Origin of the sequence: Wolbachia endosymbiont (group A) of Hedychridium roseum (genome assembly GCF_964028325.1) — a bacterium.
In the GTDB taxonomy this organism is placed as follows: domain Bacteria; phylum Pseudomonadota; class Alphaproteobacteria; order Rickettsiales; family Anaplasmataceae; genus Wolbachia.
The window spans coordinates 292,397-309,667 of sequence record NZ_OZ034755.1 but is presented as its reverse complement, the minus strand read 5'-3'; the positions used below and the strand labels follow the sequence as shown (position 1 = coordinate 309,667).

At 35.5% G+C, this 17,271-nt stretch carries 14 protein-coding genes and 2 pseudogenes; 7 read left to right on the top strand and 9 right to left on the bottom strand.

Annotated elements, in window-relative coordinates:
• Nucleotides 1–2 precede the first annotated feature (2 nt).
• Genes nuoL through ABWU23_RS01370 form a run of 4 tightly spaced genes read right to left on the bottom strand, consistent with a single transcriptional unit; the run spans nucleotide 3 to nucleotide 4,079 of the window.
• Nucleotides 3–1,850, bottom strand: coding sequence for an NADH-quinone oxidoreductase subunit L (gene nuoL, locus ABWU23_RS01385; RefSeq protein WP_253309433.1), 1,848 nt, complete (start codon nucleotides 1,848–1,850; stop codon nucleotides 3–5).
• 4 nt (nucleotides 1,851–1,854) lie between these two features.
• The gene (gene nuoK, locus ABWU23_RS01380) at nucleotides 1,855–2,163 is read right to left on the bottom strand and encodes an NADH-quinone oxidoreductase subunit NuoK (RefSeq protein ID WP_019236815.1); all 309 of its coding nucleotides are present in this window, start codon (nucleotides 2,161–2,163) and stop codon (nucleotides 1,855–1,857) included.
• Nucleotides 2,154–2,741, bottom strand: a complete 588-nt coding sequence (locus tag ABWU23_RS01375) for an NADH-quinone oxidoreductase subunit J (RefSeq protein ID WP_253309432.1) — start codon at nucleotides 2,739–2,741, stop codon at nucleotides 2,154–2,156. The genes nuoK and ABWU23_RS01375 overlap by 10 nt, the downstream gene beginning before the upstream one ends.
• 60 nt (nucleotides 2,742–2,801) lie before the next feature.
• Nucleotides 2,802–4,079, bottom strand: coding sequence for a hypothetical protein (locus ABWU23_RS01370; RefSeq protein ID WP_353270676.1), 1,278 nt, complete (start codon nucleotides 4,077–4,079; stop codon nucleotides 2,802–2,804).
• A 260-nt stretch (nucleotides 4,080–4,339) separates the two neighbouring features.
• On the opposite strand from ABWU23_RS01370, the gene ABWU23_RS01365 reads away from it, so the two are divergent.
• On the top strand, nucleotides 4,340–6,253 hold the full coding sequence (locus tag ABWU23_RS01365; protein ID WP_353270675.1) for an ATP-dependent helicase: 1,914 nt from the start codon (nucleotides 4,340–4,342) through the stop codon (nucleotides 6,251–6,253).
• Nucleotides 6,254–6,612: 359 nt separating this feature from the next.
• On the top strand, nucleotides 6,613–7,521 hold the full coding sequence (locus ABWU23_RS01360; RefSeq protein ID WP_353270674.1) for an Rpn family recombination-promoting nuclease/putative transposase: 909 nt from the start codon (nucleotides 6,613–6,615) through the stop codon (nucleotides 7,519–7,521).
• A 23-nt stretch (nucleotides 7,522–7,544) separates the two neighbouring features.
• Here ABWU23_RS01360 and ABWU23_RS01355 read toward each other — a convergent pair.
• Nucleotides 7,545–8,091: pseudogene (locus ABWU23_RS01355) on the bottom strand (IS256-like element ISWpi15 family transposase); the annotation flags it as partial.
• A gap of 223 nt (nucleotides 8,092–8,314) precedes the next feature.
• Between ABWU23_RS01355 and ABWU23_RS01350 the strand changes: the two are divergent.
• Together ABWU23_RS01350 and ABWU23_RS01345 are read left to right on the top strand one after the other, a co-directional pair.
• A pseudogene (locus tag ABWU23_RS01350) lies at nucleotides 8,315–9,330 on the top strand (IS110 family transposase).
• Nucleotides 9,331–9,622: 292 nt separating this feature from the next.
• Nucleotides 9,623–9,757: a hypothetical protein gene (locus ABWU23_RS01345; RefSeq protein WP_265017381.1), complete on the top strand. Its 135-nt coding sequence runs from the start codon at nucleotides 9,623–9,625 to the stop codon at nucleotides 9,755–9,757.
• A gap of 572 nt (nucleotides 9,758–10,329) precedes the next feature.
• Here the strand turns inward: ABWU23_RS01345 and ccmA are convergent.
• Nucleotides 10,330–10,953 (bottom strand): heme ABC exporter ATP-binding protein CcmA, encoded by a 624-nt coding sequence (gene ccmA / locus ABWU23_RS01340; protein ID WP_353270673.1) that lies wholly within the window; start codon nucleotides 10,951–10,953, stop codon nucleotides 10,330–10,332.
• A 3-nt stretch (nucleotides 10,954–10,956) separates the two neighbouring features.
• Nucleotides 10,957–11,388 carry a hypothetical protein gene (locus tag ABWU23_RS01335; RefSeq protein ID WP_253309472.1) on the bottom strand — a complete coding sequence of 144 codons (432 nt, stop codon included), beginning with the start codon at nucleotides 11,386–11,388 and terminating at the stop codon, nucleotides 10,957–10,959.
• 195 nt (nucleotides 11,389–11,583) lie between these two features.
• Here ABWU23_RS01335 and aspS point away from each other — a divergent pair, with 195 nt between their 5' ends.
• Nucleotides 11,584–13,386: an aspartate--tRNA ligase gene (gene aspS, locus ABWU23_RS01330; protein ID WP_353270672.1), complete on the top strand. Its 1,803-nt coding sequence runs from the start codon at nucleotides 11,584–11,586 to the stop codon at nucleotides 13,384–13,386.
• A gap of 35 nt (nucleotides 13,387–13,421) precedes the next feature.
• Nucleotides 13,422–14,684, top strand: a complete 1,263-nt coding sequence (locus ABWU23_RS01325) for an MFS transporter (protein ID WP_353270671.1) — start codon at nucleotides 13,422–13,424, stop codon at nucleotides 14,682–14,684.
• A gap of 7 nt (nucleotides 14,685–14,691) precedes the next feature.
• On the opposite strand, the gene ABWU23_RS01320 is transcribed toward ABWU23_RS01325, so the two are convergent.
• Nucleotides 14,692–15,612, bottom strand: coding sequence for an RluA family pseudouridine synthase (locus ABWU23_RS01320; RefSeq protein WP_341816378.1), 921 nt, complete (start codon nucleotides 15,610–15,612; stop codon nucleotides 14,692–14,694).
• Nucleotides 15,613–15,826: 214 nt separating this feature from the next.
• On the opposite strand from ABWU23_RS01320, the gene ABWU23_RS01315 reads away from it, so the two are divergent.
• On the top strand, nucleotides 15,827–17,122 hold the full coding sequence (locus ABWU23_RS01315; protein WP_265016436.1) for a Na+/H+ antiporter NhaC family protein: 1,296 nt from the start codon (nucleotides 15,827–15,829) through the stop codon (nucleotides 17,120–17,122).
• On the opposite strand, the gene ABWU23_RS01310 is transcribed toward ABWU23_RS01315, so the two are convergent.
• Entirely contained in the window at nucleotides 17,082–17,216 is a 135-nt protein-coding gene (locus tag ABWU23_RS01310; protein ID WP_353270670.1) for a hypothetical protein, read from the bottom strand. The genes ABWU23_RS01315 and ABWU23_RS01310 overlap by 41 nt on opposite strands.
• Between the last annotated feature and the right edge of the window lie 55 nt (nucleotides 17,217–17,271).

Here is a 17,271-nt window from a genome sequence, read left to right as displayed (position 1 = left end):
TTCTATTTAATTCCAATAATATATAAAGCACCGATTATTAAAGTAACAAACATAATAAATGCATAATCAAATATATAACCAGTTTGTAACTTTATAGAACTTTTTGAACATTCGTTAACCAACCTTACAACACCATTTGGTCCAAATGAATCAATAGCCTTAACATCAAACTTCCATAGAAGCCTAGATATAAACCTTATCGGTGCAATTATAACAAACTCATACACCTCATCAAAGTACCATTTATTCTGCAAAAACTTAAGTAAAAATTTACTCTTAATTTGCCTAATTACTTGATATTGGTAAATCAGGTACGCAAGAGCTATTCCACTTAGGCTTGCCAAGGTTGGTAGTAGTTTTATAAAGAAATTATGAACTCCATGCTCATCAATCACCATTAAACTTGATTTCCAAAACGCATTACTAGTTATGTTCAAAATATTTGCTCCCCACACTCCAGAAAATACCGATCCAAAAGCAAGTATCAGTAATGGTATAAGCATAATCTTCGGTGCTTCATGTATATTAATTTTACTTTGTTTTTGGCTATGGAACACAAGAAGCAATAACCTCCAAGAGTAAAACGCTGTGAAGAATGCAACAACTAAGCTTATTACAAAAGCAAAGCTATCCGTGCTATAAGCATGTTCAATTATCAAATCCTTTGAGTAAAAACCTGCAAATGGAAATATTCCAGAAAGCGCAAGAGACCCAATCCACATGAGAGTGTAAGTGCAAGGGATTTTCTTCCAGCAATTTCCCATTTTCTGAATGTTTTGCTCATGATGCATTGCATGAATTACATTGCCAGCACCAAGAAATAGTAGAGCTTTAAAAAAAGCGTGTGTCATTAAATGAAAAATAGCAACATTGTAAGCAGAAAGCCCACATGCCATGAACATATAACCAAGTTGGCTGCAGGTTGAATAAGCAATTATTTTTTTTATATCGTTCTGAGTAATCGCAACCGTAGCTGCAAAAAAAGCAGTAAGTGCCCCAACAATAACTATTAATTCTCGTGCCACATTTGATAGCTCAAACAATGGAGAACATTTTGCTACTAAAAATATACCTGCTGTTACCATCGTTGCTGCGTGAATGAGTGCAGAAACAGGGGTTGGCCCTTCCATTGCATCTGGCAACCAAACATGTAAACCAAGCTGTGCAGATTTACCCATACAGCCAATAAAAAGTAATATGCATATTATATGAATTATTTTAAATTCACAGCAGAATGCCCTAATGTTCTGTGCGCCAAGAAGATCAGCTGTGTCAAAAACTTCAGTAAATTTCAAAGAGTGAAATGTATAATAAATAAGAAAGATTCCAATTAATAGTGCAAAGTCTCCTACCCTATTTACAACAAATGCTTTAATTGCTGCATTATTTGCAGAATATTTTTGGAACCAAAATCCTATGAGTAAATAAGAACATAGGCCAACCCCTTCCCAGCCAAAAAAAAGCTGCACGAAATTATCGCTTACAACCAGCACAATCATGCAAAACGTAAATAGCGATAGGTAAGAAAAAAACCTCGACTTCCCTTTATCATGCTCCATATAACCGATAGAATAGAGGTGGACTACTAGTGAAACGGTGGTAATAACAATAAGCATTAAGGATGAGAGAGCATCCACACTAATTGCCCAATTTACTTTTAATACACTTAATGAAAACAAAGGAAATAAAACTAAATGATAGTTTTCAGAGAAGGTGAGAAAAACATACCAAGATAAAACTGCAGATATTCCAATCCCTGCCGTTGTAACTAACTGACTTTTTCTAAAAAGTGCTGCAAATAGCGAACCAAAGAGTGGCAAAAATACTATTAATTTCAGTATATCCATCATACTTTCATTCTTTCATTAAGTTCGCTTGTTCAACATCTATATTGCCACGACTTCTATAATATACAACCAATATTGCAAGCCCAACTCCTGACTCTGCTGCCGCAACAGTCAACACAAACATCACAAAAATTTGCCCAACTATATCATTCATAAAGGCAGAAAAAGCAACTAAATTGATGTTAATCGCCAGCAATAATATTTCTATTGATAACAGTATATTGATTATGCTCTTACGGTTAATGAAAATACCGCACACCCCAATAGTGAACAAAATAGCAGCAACTATCAAAAAATGATTTAATCCTATTTCCATTCTACTCCTTTTCCAAATTTAGCCTTAACCAATTTTACAGATGAAGATTGTGTCAATTGCTTTAATACATTCTGTTTTTTAACTCCTTTTTTCTTGTCCTGCAAAGTAAGAGCAATTGCACCGACAATTGCAACAAGCAGCAGAATACCAGAAAGATGAAAAGCGTACATGTAGTCAGTGTAGAGCAAATTACCGATAGCTTTCACGTTATTGGCATTATAGTTTATAACATTACTTATATTCAGCGTTGAGCTGCGGATTACAAAACTGATAATCAGAAAAAACACAACACATAATATAGCACCAGGAGTGAAATGCTTCGCAAAACCCTGGCGCAACCTTATGTAGTCAATATCGAGCATCATAACTACAAAAAGGAATAACACTGCAACCGCACCGATATATACTATCAGCACCATCATAGCAATGAATTCAGCTCCAAGGAGAATAAAAAGAACTGCAGAATTAACGAAGGTGAAAATTAAAAATAATACTGCATGCACAGGATTTCTTACACTAATTACACAAACAGCAGATAAAATGCTAAGAATTGCGAAAAAATAAAAGAAAAAAGGCATCGATACTTTAACTGCAACAACAATTACTAATTTAAAGTGACTATCGTTGTAAAGTCAATACTAAATGCCTACCTTATGGATTAAACACTCAGGGATAAGGACATTCTTAATTGCAGTACACATACTCATATCAGGATCATTTTGCTTCTCTTCACTGACCTTTTCACAAAATTTTCCAATACCATAACCCACCAGTGCACCAACAACAGTGGCTGCAATAAATACTGCAACAGCAATAACAGGAGTTAAAGCAGCAGCTCCTGCAAGATATGCTATGCTCAAACCTAAAAATAAGCCAATTGCTGTACTGTAGCCAGCATAATATTTGCTATTGTTTTCAGGACTGAATGGTAGATTTTGATTATGGTAATGTACAACAACAGTACAATTTGTAAGCTTAGCTTCTAGCTCTTTTCTAACTTCATCACCAACACCTTCGGTTAAGATAAGATGTTGAAGCTTTGTAAAGTTACCATTAGCTAAAGCTTTTGCACCTTCATTACGAATGTAGTTGTCTTTTAAACTAAGGTATTCAAGCTTTGTAAGATTGTTATTAGCTAAAGCTTTTGCACCTTCATCACCAATATTGTTGTTTTCTAAGTTAAGCTGCTCGAGATTTTCAAACTTACCATTGGCTAAAACTTTTGCGCCCTTTTTACCAATCTTATTCTGGGTTAAATTAAGTTGAACAAGATTGATAAGATTACCTTCAGCCAACCCTTTTGCACCTTCAGAAGCACCAATATTATTTTGCGTTAAATCAAGATATTTAAGATTTTCAAGCTTACCATTAGCTAAAGCTTTTGCACCTTTACCACCAATTTTGTTACATGATAATTTAAGCCATTCAAGACTTGTAAGATTATCGTTAGCTAGAGCTTTTGCACCTTCATCACCAATATTGTTGTTTTTTAAATTAAGCTGCTTGAGATTTTCAAGCTTACCATTGGCTAAAGCTTTTGCACCTTCATCACCAATATTGTTGTTTTCTAAGTTAAGCTGCTTGAGATTTTTAAGCTTGCCATTGGCTAAAGCTTTTGCACCTTCAACACTAATATTGTTACTCAATAAGTTAAGTCTAGTCAGACTGGTAAGACCAGCTAAAGCTTTTGCACCTTTATCACTAATGTTGTTCATGGATAAATCAAGTGAAGTAAGATGTGTAAGCTTAGCTAACTCTTTTGCATCTTCATCATCAATTTTACACCATTCTAGACCAAGTTCTGTAATGTGTGTTTCATTTTGTAAAAACCTTACTAGCTCTTTAACCACTATATCTACAGCAACACATCCATGTATAAAAAGTGCATTGCCTTTAATATATTTGTCAAAATCCATTTTTCCTCCTCACAAGAATTATCATATAAACATTTTAGCCTGTATCTCAGTGATTGTCAATTATTGACTTGTATCCTTATAATGTAAGGTATTGGAACTGAAATAGATTGTCCCGGCAGGTTATACTAGAATTAGTACAATAAATTGGTATGGTGGGACCATACACCTAGGACATTCTTTAACTGTTCTATTCAATAAAACCTTTACAATATTTCGATCATAGGTTTAACTTTACGAAGTTATAATCTATAGAGCTGCAAATGAACGATTATCTCTCACTGCTAAATCCAGAACAACAATTAGCTGTAACTAACATAGATGGACCGGTTTTAATATTGGCAGGAGCCGGAACCGGAAAAACAAGAACGATCACTTCAAGAATAGCGCACATAATTAGGAACGGTCACGCTTACTCTGATGAGATATTAGCAGTGACATTCACAAACAAAGCAGCAAATGAGATGGTATCAAGGGTACTTGAGCTAACAGGCACAAACATACCATGGCTTGGCACTTTCCATGCAATTGCAGCAAAAATTCTACGTCATCATGCTGAAGTCGTGGGGCTAAATTCCAATTTTACAATTATTGGTGTGGATGACCAATTACAGGTAATAAAAAACATCATGAATGAAATCAGCCCTGATTACCTATCAGAAAAATGTAAGACCATTATGAATATTATTCAGCAATGGAAAGAGAAGTGTTTGTTGCCATCTGAAGTGGAAGACGTTCAATCATTTAGATCAGTATACGTGATTGCACTCAAAGTCTATCACCAGTATCAGGAAAGGTTAAAATTCCTTAACTCTGTCGATTTTGGTGACTTATTGCTATATAACATACAACTCTTTAATCAAAAGACCGAAGTTCTGTCCTACTACCAAAACAAGTTTAAGTATGTCATGGTAGATGAGTATCAAGATACAAATGCAATACAATATCTTTGGCTAAAATACCTTGCAAAAAAGCACTCAAATATTTGCTGTGTGGGAGATGACGATCAGTCAATATACAGTTGGCGTGGTGCAGAAGTTGAAAACATTTTAAAATTTTCTGATGATTTTAAAAATGCAAAAACTGTCAAACTAGAGTGTAACTATAGATCAACATCTCACATACTTGCAACTGCGTCATATGTTATCAATCACAATAAAACTCGGCTAGAAAAAAAATTGTGGACAACAAACGTTGAAGGGGAAAAGGTAAATCTAATAAAATTATGGGACGGAAAAGCTGAAGCAAGGTTCATAAGCGAACAGATATTAAAGCTCAATAAATACAGATTTAGTGACATTGCAGTGCTGGTAAGGGCCACTTTTCAAACTAGAGTTCTCGAAGAGTATTTTATAAAATATTCAATTCCCTACAAGATTATAAGTGGCGTAAAATTCTACGAACGTCAGGAAGTCAGGGATATAATTGCATATTTAAGACTCGTTACAAACAATAACGATGACTTAGCTTTCGAAAGGATCGTAAATCGGCCAAAAAGAAGCATAGGAGCTACAACTCTAAAGAAAATATACACGACTGCTCAGGATAACAAAATTTCTTTTTTTGAGGCAGCAAAAATATTAGTTAATAGTAATCAAGTAACCGAAAGAATTAAACTCTCACTAAATGATTTTTTAAATAAAATTAAAGCTTGGGAAGAAATAGTAAGCGTAAAACCACTGCATGAATTCGTTAAAATCGTAGCAAACCAATCAGGGTATATTGAAATGCTTGAAAATGAGGAGGTAACAGGCTTAGCACGAATAGAAAATGTCAAGGAGCTCATCTCATCTTTAAAAAATTTCGATAATGCCACAACTTTCTTGGAGCATATAAGTCTAGTGATGGAAGTGGATAATATGAATAACGATGACACCGTATATGTTATGACTCTTCATGCAGCCAAAGGACTTGAATTCCCGTGCGTGTTTCTACCTGGTTGGGAAGAGGGATTATTTCCTCATCAAAGATCTTTTGAAGATAAAAGTGGTAAAGCTTTAGAAGAAGAAAGGAGACTCGCATATGTTGGCATAACCAGAGCCAAAGAAAGGTTAATCATTTCATGTGCAGATAGGAGGGAAATTAACAACCAGTGGCAACCGATGCGCACTTCTCGGTTCATTAAAGAATTGCCAAGAGAAAATGTTGAGGTAATCAAGAGTAAAGCCTACTGTTGAAGCTATAACTGCAGATAAACATATCTTACAAATCTGAATTACTTCAACTATATGTGTAACCAGACTGCATTCTGTGATTTTTAGCAAAACATGATCTTTCATTTGAGCTTTCTTCAATTTAAAATAAATACAGAAAATTGCTGCCTATAGCTAAACTGACTTAGATTTACCGACAATTTGAAAAACCGTCATTCCGCTACTAGTTAGCGCCGCGGCGGCATCCTCGTCATCCCGCTACTTGTTAGCGGGATCTATGCTAAGAGATACCGCGGCAGCATAGCTATAGCTATCTTCAAAAATATGGTTGAATAATTGTTAATAATAGTGTATAATTATTAATATTTTCAAGCATTTTTGCCATGGCTCTTTCAAAATTTCTCGATCCTCGCAATGATTTGTGTTTCAAAAAAATCTTTGGAACGGAAAAAAATAAGAATATCCTGATCCACTTTTTGAACGATATTTTAGGGTTTACTGAGATAAATGCAATACAAGAAGTTGAGTTTCTTAGCACTATTATGGATCCCGAAGTTGCCTCTGATAAACAAAGTATTGTTGATGTTCTCTGCAAGGATTCTCATGGAAATAGATATATAGCAGAAATGCAGCTCGCTAGAGACAAGGGCTTCGAAAAACGCGCTCAATTATATGCCGCTAAAGCCTACTCAAGACAATTAGATAAATCTGGCAACTACATTGATTTAAAGAAAGTCTTCTTTATTGCTATTTCCAATTGTAACTTACTTCCTGAAGAAGTTGGTTATATCTCTACTCATAATATACGTGATATAAAAACCAACGGCCATTACTTAAAAGATTTTCAATTTGTCTTTATTGAGTTACCTAAATTTACAAAAAGCAAAGTAGAACAGCTAGAAAGCATAGTAGATCGTTGGCTATTTTTCTTTAAATATGCTGAAGAAACGACAGATGAAGATCTAAAGAAAATTGCAGAAAAAGCGCCAATAATAAAGCTAGCATATGATGAATTAGACAAGTTTCGTTGGAACGAAAAAGATTTAGTAGCTTACGAAGAAAGAATAATGGATCTACGGAAAGAAGAAGCCATTCTTGAATACAGACTTGATCTTGCTGAAGAGAAAGGTATACAAAAAGGTATAGAGAAAGGAAAAATTGAAGGGAAAATTGAAGGGAAAATTGAAGGGAAAATTGAAGTCGCAAAAGCAATGCTGGCTAATAATGTTGATGTCAACACTATTGTCAAGTTTACTGGCCTTTCTATTAGTGAGATTGAAGGGGAGTGTTAAATAAACTGTGTCAAACCGCATTTTTAGTTCAACTCAATTTTCAATCTGCCAGGAAAGAAAACATCAAGTTGAGAGATAGTTAATGCCCAATCATGTACAGGCATCGTCCACTTTTCCTCTGCCTTCTTTATAGCACAATATACCTGCTTATACAAGGCATTTATGCTGGTAAATGAGCCTTTGGTCTTAGTGAATTTCCTAATTTGCCTATGTAGCCCCTCTATGGGATTGGTGGTGTAGATTATCCTCCTAACTGGACCAGAATACTTAAAATAACCAGACAAGTTTTCCCAATTATTCTGCCAAGATTTTATAACCATAGGGTACTTTGTGCCCCCATTTTTCATCTAATTCCAACAGATAATTCTCGGCAATTTCCTTGCTTGAAGCTTGATATACCTTCTTTAAATCGCTCAAAAAACTCTTCGCATCTTTACTGGCCACATACTTCAGTGAGTTGCGTATCTGATGCACTATACACATCTGCACTTCCGCATTAGGAAAGACACTGTTTATAGCTGCAGGAAAGCTTTTCAGCCCATCAACGCAGGCAATAAGGATATCTTCTACTTGTATCTTGTCAAAAGCATCTAATGTTTTAAGCTTAAGCATTAGGTGGAGAAGGGAGGAACTCTGTGCTTCTTCTTAGATATAAAATCTGTAGAGGAGATAAGAATTCCCTTCTCAAAAGTATAGGCTGGACGGTATCGTAGAAAGACCTGAATGGTTCTAATTCTGTATTCACAAGACTAGCCTTACTTTTCATTTTTAATGGTAACGTATGGGGTTATATATGATCAACAACTTTTTGGGCATAGATATATCAAAAGATCGCTTTGATGTTTTTCTCTCATTTATAAGCAAAAAAGGAAAGCGTGAAACTAGAAAAAGAAGCTTTAAGAACGATGGTTTCAAAGTCTACTGAATTTTCTACACAAACATAATGTAGAAAAAGTAAAAACCTGCATGGAATCTACTGGTTGTTATAGCGAAGCACTGGCTGAATTTCTACACAATGCTGGACATTTTGTAAGTGTTGTAAATCCTTATTGCATAAAATCTTATGCAAGGAGTAAGCTGATACGACAAAAGAATGATCAGACCGATGCAGAAGTTATTGCTGATTATTGCCAAAGACAGGAACCTTCTAGTTGGACACCACCTTCTCCTGAAATGAAAAAATTAAAACATCTTTATCGTTGCTCAGTTGCGTTAAAAGATGAGTTAACATTAGTAAATAACCACTTAGAAAAAAAAGAGAGACTGCCTAAAGAAGTTGCAAATGCTTGGGAAGACCTTGCAATGAATATAGCTCAAAAAATAGAAACAATAAAAAACTCCGTACGTGAACTATTAAATCAACACAAAGAATTGTTGGAAAATTTTCAACTTCTATTGACTATTCCAGGCATAGGAGAAGAATCAGCAATAGCTATTTTAGCTGAAGTTTCTGATATAGAGGTTTTTAGAGATGCCAGGCAATTGGCAGCATATACAGGAGTTATACCACGAAATATGACGTCAGGTTCCTCTGTATATGCCAAACCCAGATTAAGTAAATCCGGTTCACAAACATTACGTAAGGCACTTTTCTTTCCTGCCATAGTAGCTAAGAATCACAATCCTATCATTATGAGCTTTTGCCAAAGATTAAAGGAAAAGGGTAAGCATAATATGGCCATCGTTGGTGCTGCAATGCGTAAGCTACTCCATATCATTTTCGGTATTCTGACATCCAAAAGTGCTTTTGATCCTAACCATATCAAAAACTACAGGGCTAGGAGGTTGACTGAAGGTTTAGTACTTTAAAATCAAAAATGCTTCCTATCTATCTTATGTAAAGTGGTATCTTACACAAATTTATTGAATGTTGTTGGTTAGTGGATATGTTGATAAGTAAATTTCATCTGTTTTGTGCGTATAAAACTAATTTACTTATCAACATATCCACTAACTATAATCTGTGTACTGTTACACAATTGGAAGTATTTTTTGATTTTATGATGCAACTTGGGAAATTTTATAATTTTTTTGTTGACTAACAAGACGGTATCTCCTGTCATCCCAGTGCTCTTTTTTTGTCATCCGAGTAGTCCCTTTTTTGTCATCCCAGTGCCCCGACACTGGGATCCAGAAAAGTTTGCTTGTAAGCAAGCAAACTAGCATAGAAAGTGGTTACAACATTTTCGATGAGATTATATGGAAAACTGGATCCCAGTGTCAAGCACTGGGATGACAGCAGTCCTACGTCATACCGCGATTCATTCGCGGTATCTCTTAACATAGATCCCGCTAACAAGCAGCGGGATGACACCTCTCTTGGGCTCTTTTAGCTACAAACGTTAAGAAATTTACCAAACGAAAAAAAAGGCAAAAGAAGCCCTAGTCATTGTCTATTTTCAGTATTTGGCGTTTTTTAAGTCTTAAACACTGCAATTTAGCTGCTTTTAAATGCAACTCACCTTAGTTTAAATGTTTAAGAAATTTACTAAGCAGAAAAAAAGGCAAAAGAAACCCCGTGTTAGCTAGTTGTCACTCTCTAATCCTGCAAATTGGCGTACTATACTGTCTTAAACGACTTATAAGCGCGTTTCAGCTTATATAGGTAAAAACCCAGAAATGTTGTGAAGACATAAGGTGCACATAGCGCAAAAAATTAAAAATAAGACGCCAACCACGTTGTTTTCTTGCTGTTTAATCTGCACAGATGAAGATAACTGAATACCTTCACTATCATGATAAGGGGGCTGGCGGAGTTTGTTAAGGAAGTTTTTTCGTTTCTAACGGTTGTTAACGTGCTGCCAAAAACTATGCAAGAAGTATATTGAAATCGCGTATATCAATCGTTGTAAAATCACACAATTGCTCTGTAGAGCTATGCCCTGTAATAATTACTATACCATTTTGCTCAGAGCGTATTGAGATTAGGTTCAGCACTAATTCACACGTTGCACTATCAAGATTACAAAATGGTTCATCTATCAGCCAAACGTTTGCATTAGAAATCAAGAGGCGAGCAAGTGCAACTCTTCTTCTCCAGCCTGCAGAAAGTTCGCCATATCTAATATTAATTACAGGCTGCAACTGCAAGCAACAAATAGCTGCCACAATCAATTCCCTAGTATTTCGTATTCCTGCCCAGAATTCTATGTTTTGGGCAACAGTTAAGCTATCTTTACAGGCATTCTTATGCCCTACGTAGACCATAGAAGGTATATAGGATTTTGGATCATCATATATGTCTTTTCCGCAGTACCTTATATTGCCTGATACCGGCGGTAAAAGTCCAGATAAACTTCTAATTAAGCTGGTTTTACCACTACCATTTGGACCAGTGATTAGAATCTTTGATTTTGGCTCAGCTTTAAAACTGAGATGTTTAAATAATACTTTGTTATTACGAGCGCAGGATAAATTTTCACATTCGAGCATGAATTATCTGCCCTTCCCCTTATGTTTACCTTGAGTTGAAGCCTGAGCTTTTACAAATAGCTCCCAAAATCCTTTCTTTCCGCCTTCTCTATGTATCAATTGTGCAAAACGCTGCATTAAACCATTACCCATCATAACCATCTTTGTCCATTTACCTACCGGTTTTGCTATGTCAACTATTTCTAGATCTTCTTTATAAACCTGTATATCTTTTTGCTTTTCGCGTAGCATTTCCTGTTGTTTCATCAACTCTTTTTGCTTATTTTTTTGATATAATTCGTTGAATTTTCTGTCTTCTTCCCACTCTTCTTTAAAAACTTTTCTAGGAAATATGATTTTTCTAATGCGATTTTTGTATATTTTTCTCAAAAAGAGAAATACTGCAGCTACAGCAAGTAATGTTACGCTATATAATATGATCTGTGTAAGTGGCATTTCCTGTATCTAATTCATTAAAAATACCCTTACTATTATACCATAATTATAGAAATTGTGCAATTTCTTTGCGGGTAAAGACAGTATAAAAGTAATACTGCTCTATTTCGTAAATTGGACAAATATCTGAGAATGGGCTTGTATGTAGTAAGGTTTATTTCTATACTTTTTAAAGAATTTAGAAGTAAAACAAATATGAACTGCTATAAAACTCACACGTGTGAAGAATTAAGGAAGAACGACGTAGAAAAGGAAGTTACCCTCTCTGGATGGTTATATCGTAAGCGCGATCACGGTAACTTAATTTTTGTTGATTTAAGAGACTTCTATGGAATCACTCAACTAGTATTTAATAATGATAAAGACTTTTTTGATGAGACATCAAATTTAAAATTGGAGAGTATAATTACTGTTACAGGAATAGTTGAAGCTAGAACTGAAGATACGGTAAACAGCTCTATCGCAACCGGAGAAATTGAGGTTGTAGTTAGCAATTTACACGTTGAATCAGAAGTTGAGTTCCACTGTGATGAAGAAATAGCAAAAGAAGAAAGAAGTATATTAGCGAGCATTGCTGGCGAACAAGAATACCCAGAAAATATGAGATTTAAATATCGTTTTCTTGATTTAAGGCGAGAAAACACCCGCAACAATATTATTCTGCGCTCACAAATTATTGCAGAACTCCGCAAGCTCATGATAGAGCAAGGGTTTTTGGAAATTCAGACTCCAATACTTACTGCTTCGTCCCCTGAAGGTGCACGTGATTATTTGGTGCCAAGCAGACTAAATCTTGGTAAATTTTATGCATTGCCGCAAGCTCCACAGATTTTTAAGCAATTGCTCATGGTTTCAGGGTTTGATAAATATTTTCAAATTGCACCGTGTTTCCGTGACGAAGACGCAAGGGCTGACCGTTCTCCGGGGGAGTTTTATCAACTAGATCTTGAAATGTCTTTTGTGACTCAAGAAGACATCTTTCAGATTATTGAGTCTACCTTATATAAAATGTTTGCCAAATTTTCTTGCAAATCAGTTGATAAAGATTTTCCGCGCATTACATACAAAGACGCAATGCTCAAATATGGATCTGATAAGCCAGATCTGCGCAATCCATTATTAGTCAGCGATGTTACAGAAATTTTCCGTGATTCAGAGTTCAATATTTTCAAAAGCAATATTGAGCGCGGTATGGTAGTGAGAGCCATCCCTGCTCCTAAAACAGCAGAAGAACCACGCAGCTTCTTTGATAAAAAAATAGAACATGCGCAAAAAGAATTCGGCGCTAAGGGGCTTGGGTATATAACATTTGATAAGGACGGCATCGCAAAAGGGCCAATTGCTAAATTCCTTGATGAAAACAGGCTAAATTCTATAAAAGAAATAACGGATGTAAAGCCTGGAGATAGTGTATTTTTTGCTTCTGATAAGGAAAATGAAGCAGCAACAATTGCAGGGAAAGTGCGCACTCTTTTAGGGTCAGAACTCAGTCTTATAGATGATAATATCTTCAAGTTTTGTTGGATCATTGATTTTCCCTACTTTGTATATGACGATAAAAGTAAAAAAATCGATTTCTTTCATAACCCATTCTCCATGCCACATGGTGGCTTGAAAGATTTAGAGGACAAAAATCCACTGGATATCCTTGCTTACCAATATGATCTTGTTTGCAATGGAATAGAATTGTCAAGCGGGGCGATTCGTAGTAACAAGCTGGATATCATGTATAAGGCCTTTGCCATTGCAGGCTACAGCAAAGAAGAAGTTGATACAAAATTCGGTGCGCTCGTGCGTGCATTCAGGTTCGGAGTGCCGCCTCACGGCGGTATAGCACCAGGGGTTGACAGAATGGTTATGCTGCTTGCTGATGAGCCAAATATTCGTGAAGTAATCTGTTTTCCTATGAACCAGCAAGGTGAAGATGTTCTAATGGGTGCTCCTTCTGAAGTGGACAATAAACATTTACGTGAATTATCCTTAAAGGTTATTGAATAAAAATTTTTATAGCGGAGTGTGGTAAACCGAAAATCATGAACGATATTCAAAAAGCAATACTATCAAGCATAATCTGCAATATGATTATATGGTATGAAGTAACTCTATTTGGAGTTTTAACACATATAATAAGCAATGTTTTTTTTCCTTCAGAAAGCGATTATTTAAGCACAATCAAATTTCTTGGTAGTTTTGCAATTGGATTTGGATTTAGACCGCTTGGTGCGTTTATTTTTGGTTGCATTGGAGATAAGTACGGTAGGAGGAAAGTTTTGCTGACTTCCGTAATATTAGCTTCGATATCATCTACTGCAATTGCGGTCATACCAGGATTTAAAGAAATAGGAATATTTTCTCCTATATTACTTCTGCTTTGTAGAATAATACAAGGAATGGCAACAGGAGGGGAAACGAGTATCAACTCAGCCTTTTTAATAGAGCATTCAAGCGATAAAAAAAATCTAGGCTTTTTAGGTAGCATGAAAGCTTTTAGTGGTGCTCTTGGTTCTATTACATGTTTTGTAATGATAGCTATTTGCAAAAAATTTACAGGTGAAAATTATGAAATTTGGGGCTGGAGGTTGCTCTTCTATTTCTGCTTTATTATGGGCATAATAGGCTTCTTAATAAGATACATAATGGAAGAGAGCCTAGCATATAAAATTCATGATCAAAATAGAAGCTTATCTGATTCTCCATTTTTAGAATTAATCAGGGACTATAAAAAGGCATTTGTGCTAGCAATTGGGCTTGGCGTTGCCCAAAATGCAATCGTTTATTCAGCAATCATGTTTTACAACATATCTGTAAAAGAACTTATTCTCTCAGGCATCAATATTAAAAATGTAGTAAGGATTATAGTTGAAATTACATTTGGAGCGTCTGCAGTGCTGTTTGCAATACTGTCTGATAAAGCTGGAAGAAAAAATGTAATGATTCCTACATTAGTAGCTCTAGCTTGCGCCGGTTTGCCGGTACTTTCGCTATTATCGTATGATAATCACTATGTTATAACGCCCACTTATTGGCTAATAACCATACCAATAAGTGCATCTTTTGGAATATATAATTCTCTTGCTTGCGAGTTATTTCCAACGAAAGTTAGGTGCACGGGCTTTAGCCTCGCACATAACATATCTGCAGGAATATTTGGTGGCCTTTCTCCATCCATATGCATGTGGCTTATAGAAAAAACCGAAACAAAACTTGCAGCAGGCATTTATCTTACTGCCTGCGCATTAATTAGCCTAATATCTGTGCTTCAAATTAAAGCCAAAGACAGAAAAGTTGATTGGTGAAATCGTTTCAGTCGAAAAATAGCGCTTCAATGGATTTTTCGATGTGTTTAGTGATAGGAGCGGTGATAGTGATTTCTTTATTGTTTGGCAGTTTTAAAGATAAAGAATGCGAATGAAGGTGAATTTTATTTGCTATCCCATCAATAAAAGCTTTTTTACCACCATATTTACCGTCACCAAGAATAGGGCAATTTATATGAGCTAAATGTGCACGTAACTGATGGGTTCTGCCGGTAATTGGTTGTAATTTTAAATAAGCAACATTGTGTTTGGATTTTGCTATAATTGAAAAATGCGTAGTGGCATTCTGAGGTGAATTTTCATCAACGACCACTTTTTCTTGACCTGAAACATATTTTTTCACCAATGGATAGTCTATTGTTCCACTATCCTTGCTCGGTATGCCAGAAGTTAATGCTAAATAAGTTTTTTTTACTCTTCGTCCTTTAAATTCTTCCATAAGGTATCTGGCAACATTAGCGTTGCGTGCGAATATTATCACTCCACTCGTATCTCTATCTAGCCTATGGACAATTTTAAATGTTTCTCCCTCTCTTATTTGGTCAAGCAAATCACTCATGCTAATCTTTACTTTTACGCCACCTTGAACGATGACCCCTGCGGGCTTGTTTATAGCTAGTATATATTCGTCTTCATATAATATGTTCTCTCTTAGTAGATTCACTAACTTTTCATTATATTTGCGATCAGAATTAGCGTTCTCAATATAATTCAAGTGCTTCAGCGTTATAGTTTGTCCAGAATTTACTCTATCACTAGACTTTGCTTTGCAATCATCAACTTTGATTAACCCTTTCCTTAAAGATTTTTCAATTACAGATTGCTTTAGATCAGGAAAGATTCTTCTGATGTACCTATCCAGCCTAACGTTATCGTCTTTTACTGATATGGTTTTTATATTCTCCATTACTTTATTTGGATGTATGCTAATATCAACTGTTTGCATGACATAAAATAAAGTATAGCACAAGATATAAACCCTTCGGCTACATGTGCTATTTATTTAGTAGATTAAATATGAAGTTTAAAACTCTGCTGTCAACTTCCTGCAAAACTAGTGAAAACCAAACTTGCTTAAAACCACTTAATTAGTTATAGTCGTAAGTTTGAGGTACAGTAAAATGACAGCTTTTGTCCCTTTGATTGTTTTTTTAATCTTGTACCTTGGAAGTGGTGCTTATTTTTCTTTTATCGGAACTGATAATCCACTTCATCAGGTTTCACCAGTAATCTGCTTGTTACCAGCGCTATTTTTTGCTGTCTCACGTGGTACAAATAAAATTCAGCATAACATCGATACTGTTATCAAGGGCATGGGTGACAAAAATACCCTTACTATGTGTTTAATTTTTTTATTTTCTGGAGCATTTTCTGCGGTTACTCAATCAATTGGTAGCGCAGACACTGTTGCTAATTTAATTCTTAATTTCCTTCCAGCAAGATTAATGCTGCCTGGAGTATTTTTGGCTTCTGCTTTTATTTCAACTGCAATTGGTACATCTATGGGAGTTGTTGCGCTGATGGTACCTATAGCTGTTAATCTGGCAAAAAGTGGAGCTTTTGGCCTTGAAATAGGAACTGCAACTGTAGTAGGTGGTGCCGTGTTTGGTGACAACCTCTCAATGATATCTGATACCACCATTGCATCTGTTTCTTCACAGGGAGCTTCAGCAAAAGATAAACTTAAAATAAACTCTAAGGTTGCATTTACTGCAGGTATTATAACACTCACCTATCTGGCAGTGATTTCAAGTAGTACAAAAATTATTTCTATATCAAATTTAGATTATTATTCTATAATAAAAATTATTCCTTATATTTCTTTAATAATCATGGGGCTGCTTGAAGTCACCACTTTAGTAACAATAACTGTAAACATAATTATTGCTGGTGTGCTAGGAATAGCTTTTTTTGATTATGCCATCGTTCAATTTCCTCATGACGTGTACGACGGTTTCAAAAAAGTAAACGAAATAGTAATATTTGCTCTATTTATCGGTGGGTTGAGCCATATAATGTACAAACAAGGTCAAAAAGCGTTGCATAAACTCATCGATGAAAGCAATATCACAAAAACTAAAGCTGAATTTTTGATAGCAGGAATTGCGTCTATGTTTACTACCTTAGTTGCCAATAATACCATTGCTATTTTACTAAGTGGTGGCATTGCAAAAAGACTCGCACAGAAACACGATATTGTACCATACCGCAGTGCATACTTATTAGATGTTTTTGCTTGTGCTACAAAAGGCATCTTACCTTATGGTTCTCAACTATTGCTGGCAGGTAGCATCGCCTTTGTATCACCTGTTTCTTTATTAACACAGGTATATTACTGCTTTATTTTAGCAGCAGTTACAATAGGCGAAATAATCATCAACAGCAGAAAAGAGAAACATCGTGCGGCTGCAACTTAGAGTTTCTCTTTTTTTTACCCATAAGGAACGGAATTACTTGACAAACTCCGCCAGCCCCCTTATCATGAAACTGAAGGTATTCAGTTATCTTCATCTGTGCAGATTAAACAGCAAGAAAACAACGTAGTTGGCGTATTATTTTTAATTTT

Coding starts and splice junctions, on each gene's coding strand:
- ABWU23_RS01325 (WP_353270671.1), top strand. CDS start 13,422: ATGAACGATATTCAAAAAGCAATACTATCAAGCATAATCTGCAATATG.
- nuoK (WP_019236815.1), bottom strand. CDS start 2,163: ATGGAAATAGGATTAAATCATTTTTTGATAGTTGCTGCTATTTTGTTC.
- ABWU23_RS01360 (WP_353270674.1), top strand. CDS start 6,613: ATGGCTCTTTCAAAATTTCTCGATCCTCGCAATGATTTGTGTTTCAAA.
- ABWU23_RS01315 (WP_265016436.1), top strand. CDS start 15,827: ATGACAGCTTTTGTCCCTTTGATTGTTTTTTTAATCTTGTACCTTGGA.
- ABWU23_RS01365 (WP_353270675.1), top strand. CDS start 4,340: ATGAACGATTATCTCTCACTGCTAAATCCAGAACAACAATTAGCTGTA.
- ccmA (WP_353270673.1), bottom strand. CDS start 10,953: ATGCTCGAATGTGAAAATTTATCCTGCGCTCGTAATAACAAAGTATTA.
- ABWU23_RS01375 (WP_253309432.1), bottom strand. CDS start 2,741: ATGCCTTTTTTCTTTTATTTTTTCGCAATTCTTAGCATTTTATCTGCT.
- ABWU23_RS01335 (WP_253309472.1), bottom strand. CDS start 11,388: ATGCCACTTACACAGATCATATTATATAGCGTAACATTACTTGCTGTA.
- aspS (WP_353270672.1), top strand. CDS start 11,584: ATGAACTGCTATAAAACTCACACGTGTGAAGAATTAAGGAAGAACGAC.
- ABWU23_RS01310 (WP_353270670.1), bottom strand. CDS start 17,216: ATGAAGATAACTGAATACCTTCAGTTTCATGATAAGGGGGCTGGCGGA.
- ABWU23_RS01320 (WP_341816378.1), bottom strand. CDS start 15,612: ATGGAGAATATAAAAACCATATCAGTAAAAGACGATAACGTTAGGCTG.
- ABWU23_RS01370 (WP_353270676.1), bottom strand. CDS start 4,079: ATGGATTTTGACAAATATATTAAAGGCAATGCACTTTTTATACATGGA.
- nuoL (WP_253309433.1), bottom strand. CDS start 1,850: ATGATGGATATACTGAAATTAATAGTATTTTTGCCACTCTTTGGTTCG.